This is a genomic window from Enterococcus sp. HMSC076E04 (genome assembly GCF_001814285.1).
In the GTDB taxonomy this organism is placed as follows: domain Bacteria; phylum Bacillota; class Bacilli; order Lactobacillales; family Enterococcaceae; genus Enterococcus_B; species Enterococcus_B lactis.
Window position 1 is genome coordinate 1 of sequence record NZ_KV815590.1, and the last position, 7,699, is coordinate 7,699.

Genomic DNA, 7,699 nt, shown 5'->3' on the forward strand with positions numbered 1-7,699 from the left:
AAGGGAACTGCGACAAGACTTTTGTCACAGTTCCCTTGCTCGCTTTTTTGATTAATTGAATTTCTCTTAAAATATTTGAAACTGTTTATTCTGTATTGCTTTTGACCAAAATAGAGTGTATAATCAAAGCTTGTGAGTAGTCTAATTAATTAGATAACTCTCCTTGCTCTTAGGAACCTAAGAGCCGAAAGTCCACAGGGAGGTGAATATCAATGGAAAACACGAAATATGAAATCATGTACATTATTCGTCCAAACATTGATGAAGAAGCAAAAACTGCTTTAATCGAACGTTTCGATGCAATCTTGAAAGATAACGGAGCAGAAGTTATCGAATCAAAAGATTGGGAAAAACGCCGTTTCGCTTATGAAATGAACGGTTACCGTGAAGGTATCTATCACATCGTTAAAGTATCTTCTCCATCATCAGCAAATGCTGTCAGTGAATTTGACCGTCTTGCTAAAATCAACGACGATATCATTCGTCACATGATTGTTAAAGAAGAAGCTTAATTGTTGTTTCATGTGAAACAATAGAAAAACGATGAGAGGAGATGACTATTTTGATTAATAATGTTGTATTAGTTGGACGTCTGACGAAAGATCCAGATTTGCGTTACACAGCAAGTGGTACGGCAGTCGCAACATTTACTTTGGCTGTGAATCGTAATTTTACAAACCAAAGCGGCAATCGCGAGGCTGATTTTATCAACTGTGTGATTTGGCGCAAATCAGCAGAAACTTTAGCAAACTATGCTCGTAAAGGAACACTTTTAGGTGTTACTGGACGTATCCAAACTCGTTCTTATGATAATCAGCAAGGACAACGTGTATACGTAACAGAAGTAGTAGCTGACAACTTCCAATTGCTGGAAAGTCGTTCTGCATCTGAAAATCGCCAACAAAGCGGCGGATTCCAAAGTTCTGGTCAATCAGCTGGCGGATTTGGCGGAAACAATAACTCTAATCAAACATCTCAATCATCCAACGGTATGCCTGATTTCGACCGTGATACTTCTGACCCATTCGGCTCAAGTTCAACGATCGACATTTCAGATGATGATTTACCATTCTAAACGAATTTGATAGGAGGGAAATAGAATGGCACAACAAAGAAGAGGCGGACGTAAACGTCGTAAAGTAGACTACATTGCTGCTAACCATATTGAATATATCGATTATAAAGATATCGAATTACTAAAAAGATTTATTTCAGAACGCGGTAAAATCTTGCCACGTCGTGTAACTGGTACAGGCGCTAAAAACCAACGTAAAATTACTGTTGCAATCAAACGCGCACGTATCATGGGCTTGCTACCTTTCGTTAGCGAAGACTAATAAATCCGAGGAATTGAATGACTGATCCTTTTGATCAGCTATTCAATTCTTTTTTTTCTGTAAAAATAACCGATATTCGTTTAGTCGCTTGAATGACGAAAGTTATGGTAAAATCAAGTTAGTCATATATGGGAGGAAAATTATGGAAAATAAAAACAATCATTTATCCCCAAAACCTCTCTTCCTTATCCTGTTTATACTAATCGAAGTATTGGTAGTCTTAATTTTACCATTTCGTTTTGTTAGCGCTTCGGTCATTCTTTTGATGAATTTATGGGGCGTTCGCTATTGGTTGAAAATGAAACGCTGGCTTATTTTAAATAAACGTGAAAAGATCCAGCAGGCTTCGACCGTAGCCGAAACCAATCTGGCTTATGTCTCAGAAGTCATGCCTGTAGGAGTGATTGCTTATCAGCCATCAAGCCAAAAAATCGAATGGCTCAATCCTTTGGCATTGAAAGTCAAAGATCAAAGTGGATTAACAGAGGAAGAATTGTTAGATACTTTTTTTACTGCAAAAGAAAAAAAGAAAAACCAAGTCTATTTAGCAGATAAAACATTTCAGTTTGATATGGATACAGTAAAGGGTGTCGTTTATTTTAATGATATCACCCAAAACCAGTTATTGAAACTTCATCAGGCGAACAGTCAGCCAGTGATCGGTATTTTATCTATTGATAACTATGCAGATGCTATTGATAAATTGGATGACAAAGAGATTTCTTATTTGAACTCTTTCGTCACTACACTAGTTTCTGACTGGATGAATGAATACCATGTCTTTTTCAAAAGAATCAACGCAGAACGGTTTTTCTTCGTCGCGCAGATGATCGATCTGAAAAAGATGATGGATAAAAAATTTGATTTGTTGGATCGCTTTCGAGCAGAAGCTGAAAAACAGAGTTCACCTATCACCCTGAGTATGGGGATCGCTTATGGCGCAAGATCCCTCGATGAAATCGGTGGAGAAGCTCAGAACAATTTAGATGTTGCTCTAGTCCGCGGAGGCGACCAAGTTGTCGTGAAAGAGGTAAAAGAAGGTGCGAAACCTGTTTATTATGGCGGTAAATCAGCTAAGAATGTCAAACGCACGCGTGTCCGTTCTCGAGCGATGAGTACTGCTTTGCGCCGGATTTTTGATGAAACAGGCGATGTGTTCATCATGGGACACAAATTTCCGGATATGGATGCTTTAGGCTCTGCTTTTGGTGTCAGTTGTCTTGCACGCTTCAACCAGAAAAAGGCTTATATCGTTATCAACGAGAACGAAATCATTCCAGATGTGGAACGTTGTCTCGAAGAAATCCATAAACATCCAGAATTAGAAATGCAATTAATCTCTCCAGAACGCGCCATAGAGCTGAAAAAAGAAGAAGACCTCCTCGTGATGGTGGATTATCATAAACCTTCTCTATCGATCTCTCTGAGCCTATATGAGCAATTTGATAAGATCGTGATCATTGATCATCACCGCCGAGGGGAAGAGTTTCCAAGCAAGCCTTTGCTGACTTATATCGAATCTTCAGCCTCTTCCGCTTCAGAGCTAGTTTCTGAGCTGATCCAATACCAAAGTAGCAAAACGAATCGTTTAGATCGCTTTGAGGCCACACTATTACTTGCAGGGATGGTTGTAGATACGAATAGTTTCAATGTTCGTACAACTGCACGAACTTTTGATGTTGCCAGCTATTTAAGGTCTTGTGGAGCAGACGCATCCTTAGTACAATATTTATTGAGCTCGGACTTAGCGACATACTTGGAAATCAGTCATTTGATTGCTGGAAGCGAGTATGTGACTTCTGATATTGTTGTGGCGGCAGGAACAGATGAAAAAGAGTATAATAGTGTCATAGCGGCAAAAACAGCAGATACACTGCTTTCGATGATCAATATCAACGCAGCTTTCGTCATTACGAAGCGGACAGACGGATTGATTGGGATCAGTGCCCGAAGTACCGGTACGATCAATGTCCAAATCATCATGGAATCCTTAGGTGGTGGAGGACACTTCACAAATGCAGCTACTCAACTGGAGAATACGACAGTTGAAGAAACAAAACAGAAGCTTTTTGCTGCAATCAAAGAAAATATGAATCAAATATATGATAAGGAGTAATCCAAATGAAAGTAATTTTTTTACAAGACGTAAAAGGAAAAGGTAAAAAAGGGGACATCAAAGAAGTTCCAGCAGGTTATGCACAAAATTATCTAATCAAAAATAACTTGGCAAAAGAAGCAACGAAAAGTAGTATCAGTCAGTTAGCTGGACAGAAGAAAGCCCAAGAAAAACACGAAGCTGAAATCTTGGAAGAAGCTAAAAAATTAAAAGAATTCTTGGAAAAAGAAGATACGGTAGTCGAGTTAAAAGCAAAAGCAGGGGAAGACAGCCGTTTGTTTGGATCGATTCCTTCAAAACAAATTGCTGAAGGGCTAAACAAACAATACAAAATCAAATTAGATAAACGAAAAATCGAACTAGAAAACCCAATCCGTTCACTAGGCTACACAAACGTACCTGTGAAGTTGCATCATGAGGTGACGGCTACGATCAAAGTTCATGTCGTACAAGAATAACAAGTCTTGACAGTGATGTTCAGCTGGTAAGAAGAACCAGAAGGAGAAAAGACAAACCGAAATTTATCTGAGAAAAGCAGCTGCAGCAACAAAAGTACAAGCTGCATATCGATTTCAGATTGATTTCGGTTTCTTTTTTGAGAACAGTAAAATAGCATGAAGAAAACGAGTATAATAAAAGTGAACTATTTTTTTATGATACTTTCGATGCGAATGATGACTTTTCCATCATTTTCTTGTAAAATGAAGCAATTGAAGACAAGGAGCGATACGTATGAATGAAGTGTGGCAGGATCGAATCCCACCGCAAAATATTGAAGCTGAACAAGCGGTTCTAGGCTCTGTTTTTCTTGATGCAGAAACGATCATTGATGCCATGGAGTACATAGAGCCAAAAGACTTTTATCGTCGCGGCCATCAAATTATTTTTGAGACAATGATCGAGTTGAACGATCGTAATGAAGCGATTGACGTTGTTACTGTTAAAGACCGGCTAGAACAAGCAAATTTGTTAGAAGATGCCGGTGGTTTAAGTTACCTATCAGATTTGGCTTTAGCAGTTCCGACAGCAGCAAATATCGTCTACTATGCGAAAATCGTTGAAGAAAAATCATTATTGCGTACATTGATTCAGACAGCAACAGGGATCGTTACAAAAGGATTCGAGCAAGGAGAAGAAGTTCAGACGATCTTAGATGATGCAGAACGCAGTATCTTGGAGGTTTCGGAAAAAAGAAATCGAAGCGGCTTTTTATCCATTGCTGAAGTACTGAACTCAACGATTGAAAATATCGATCGACTAGCTCAAAACAATGAAGAAATCACAGGCCTACCAACTGGCTATCAAGGTCTGGACAAAATGACAGCAGGTTTCCAGCCCGAAGAACTAATCATTCTGGCTGCCCGTCCAGCGGTAGGTAAAACAGCGTTCGCATTGAATATTGCTCAAAATGTAGGAACCAAAACAGATCGTTCTGTTGCGATATTCAGTCTGGAAATGGGGGCGGAATCTCTTGTAAATCGGATGCTTTGTGCAGAAGGTTCGATTGAAGCCAGCCACTTGCGTACAGGTCAGCTTTCGGAAGAAGAATGGTCGAATCTGATCGTTGCGATGGGAAGTCTTTCTCGAGCAAATATTTTCATCGACGATACACCAGGGATCAAGATCTCTGAGATCCGCGCGAAATGTCGGAAACTAGCGCAAGAAAAAGGCAACCTAGGCTTGATATTGATCGATTATTTGCAGTTGATTGAAGGGAACGGTAAAGAGAACCGTCAACAAGAAGTATCAGATATCTCCCGCCAACTGAAAAAACTGGCAAAAGAACTGAAAGTACCTGTCATTGCTCTTTCGCAGTTGTCTCGTGGAGTAGAACAGCGACAAGACAAACGTCCAGTACTAAGTGATATTCGTGAATCCGGATCAATCGAACAAGATGCGGACATCGTAGCCTTCTTGTATCGGGATGATTATTATGAAAGAGAAGGCGGAGATGACGATGATGGAAATGAGCCAAAAAATGACAACGTCATCGAAGTCATCATCGAGAAGAACCGAAGCGGTGCGCGAGGAACAGTTGAACTGCTGTTTATCAAAGAATACAATAAATTTTCGTCGCTTTCGCCAAGAGAAGAATTTTAAAGAATAGGTTGTGAAAGCAGCGTTCAGCCTTGCGCAATGACCAAGGGCACTCGTATAAGATGCGACGAGTAACTGCAAGAGTGACTAGAGCACTTAATTAAAACAGATCTCCAAAGGGATTGTGACAAAAGTCTTGTCGCAATCCCTTTTTCCGAATAAACGGTGTTCAATCAGCTGACCCTCGGCATTAGCTCAACAAACGGCAAAATATGAGGAACTATTTTTACGTTTGTTGAGCTAATACTCAGATCAGAACGCTGATTTCACAACCTCTTCCTTAAACGGTATTCAAAAGCTTGCATCTGCGGCACTAAACCCAATCAGATGAAAAATATGGAGTGCTATTTTTATCTGATTGTTCTTACTGCTTGATGCAGAGAAGCTTTTCACAACCTCTGATTCACGGTGTTCCAGAAGTAGCTTCTTCGGAAATAAGCCGAAATTTCACAAAAATTTGAGAAGCAATTTTCGTAAATTCCTTCTTATTTCTTGAAGCTGACCACTTCTGTTACAACCTCTTTTTTAACAATCATTCTAAAAGGATAAAAGTTCGTTTTTTAAGCGTTTTTATAAAATAAAAATAAAAATCATTCGATTTTATTTGAATTATGTATCTATTATTGATACAATGGTTCAGGATTAAATAATATAGAACGAGGTGTTCACATGTCATCTGTAGTAGTAGTAGGTACGCAATGGGGCGATGAAGGGAAAGGAAAAATCACAGACTTTCTCAGTGAAAATGCTGAAGTGATTGCACGGTACCAAGGTGGCGACAATGCAGGGCATACAATCAAATTCAATGGTGTGACTTATAAACTGCATTTGATTCCTTCTGGGATTTTTTATAAAGACAAGATCAGTGTGATTGGAAACGGCGTCGTAGTCAATCCTAAATCATTGGTCAAAGAATTAGCTTATTTACATGAAAAAGGTGTAGAAACAAGTAATCTGCGTATTTCTGACCGCGCACACGTAATCTTGCCTTATCATATCAAATTGGACCAATTACAAGAAGATGCGAAAGGTGAAAACAAAATCGGTACAACGATCAAAGGAATCGGACCAGCTTATATGGATAAAGCCGCTCGTGTAGGTATCCGCATCGCAGACTTATTGGATAAAGAAATTTTTGAAGAACGTCTTCGTTTGAATCTAGATGATAAAAACCGTCAATTTGTAAAAATGTTTGATTCAGAACCACTTGATTTTGACGATATTTTTGAAGAATATTATGAATATGGACAACAAATCAAACAATACGTCACGGATACTTCGGTTATCTTGAATGACGCCTTAGATGCAGGTAAACGCGTGTTGTTTGAAGGGGCACAAGGAGTCATGTTGGATATCGATCAAGGAACCTATCCTTTTGTTACTTCTTCTAATCCAGTAGCCGGTGGTGTTACAATCGGAAGCGGTGTAGGTCCTTCAAAAATCAATAAAGTCGTCGGCGTCTGCAAAGCCTATACGTCACGTGTCGGTGATGGACCATTTCCAACTGAACTATTTGATGAAACAGGTGAACAAATCCGCAAAGTAGGACGAGAATACGGTACGACAACTGGACGTCCTCGTCGTGTCGGTTGGTTTGATTCTGTAGTTATGCGCCATTCTAAACGGGTTTCAGGTATTACCAACCTATCTTTAAACTCAATCGATGTATTAAGTGGATTGGAAACCGTAAAAATTTGCACGGCTTATGAATTAGATGGCGAACTAATCTACCACTATCCAGCAAGCTTGAAAGAGTTGAACCGTTGCAAACCAATCTATGAAGAATTGCCAGGCTGGTCAGAAGATATTACAGGATGCAAAACACTTGCAGAACTGCCAGAAAACGCACGTAACTATGTACGTCGTATCTCAGAGCTTGTTGGTGTACGTATCTCAACATTTTCTGTCGGACCTGATAGAACACAAACAAACATCTTAGAAAGCGTCTGGGCGCAAATCTAAGGATAAAAACGACGACTGAATCAGGACGTTCTTACCAGAGCGAGTCGAAGTGTTTATCTATACGATAATAATCACTTGAAGAGGTAGTGAAAGAGACGTTTAGCCTTATTGCCGATAGGCTGTCTCTTGAACACTGTTTATTCAGAATAAGGGACTGTGACAAAAGTCTTGTCGCAGTTCCCTTTTT

Annotated in this window: 7 protein-coding genes; all 7 read left to right on the plus strand. The window is 39.5% G+C overall.

The window, feature by feature from the left end:
- The first annotated feature begins 212 nt into the window (after positions 1 to 212).
- A complete protein-coding gene (gene rpsF, locus HMPREF2961_RS06445; RefSeq protein ID WP_002293129.1) occupies positions 213 to 512 on the plus strand; it encodes a 30S ribosomal protein S6 in 300 nt (99 codons plus the stop codon).
- Positions 513 to 562: 50 nt separating this feature from the next.
- On the plus strand, positions 563 to 1,075 hold the full coding sequence (gene ssb / locus HMPREF2961_RS06450; protein WP_002288368.1) for a single-stranded DNA-binding protein: 513 nt from the start codon (positions 563 to 565) through the stop codon (positions 1,073 to 1,075).
- Between the two features lie 25 nt (positions 1,076 to 1,100).
- Positions 1,101 to 1,337, plus strand: a complete 237-nt coding sequence (gene rpsR, locus HMPREF2961_RS06455; protein ID WP_002288370.1) for a 30S ribosomal protein S18 — start codon at positions 1,101 to 1,103, stop codon at positions 1,335 to 1,337.
- A gap of 142 nt (positions 1,338 to 1,479) precedes the next feature.
- On the plus strand, positions 1,480 to 3,453 hold the full coding sequence (locus HMPREF2961_RS06460) for a DHH family phosphoesterase (RefSeq protein ID WP_070704368.1): 1,974 nt from the start codon (positions 1,480 to 1,482) through the stop codon (positions 3,451 to 3,453).
- A gap of 5 nt (positions 3,454 to 3,458) precedes the next feature.
- Entirely contained in the window at positions 3,459 to 3,911 is a 453-nt protein-coding gene (rplI, locus tag HMPREF2961_RS06465) for a 50S ribosomal protein L9 (RefSeq protein ID WP_002288372.1), read from the plus strand.
- 274 nt (positions 3,912 to 4,185) lie between these two features.
- Positions 4,186 to 5,553: a replicative DNA helicase gene (dnaB, locus tag HMPREF2961_RS06470; protein WP_002288373.1), complete on the plus strand. Its 1,368-nt coding sequence runs from the start codon at positions 4,186 to 4,188 to the stop codon at positions 5,551 to 5,553.
- A 666-nt stretch (positions 5,554 to 6,219) separates the two neighbouring features.
- Positions 6,220 to 7,512 (plus strand): adenylosuccinate synthase, encoded by a 1,293-nt coding sequence (locus HMPREF2961_RS06475; RefSeq protein WP_002309895.1) that lies wholly within the window; start codon positions 6,220 to 6,222, stop codon positions 7,510 to 7,512.
- The last annotated feature ends 187 nt before the right edge of the window (positions 7,513 to 7,699 follow it).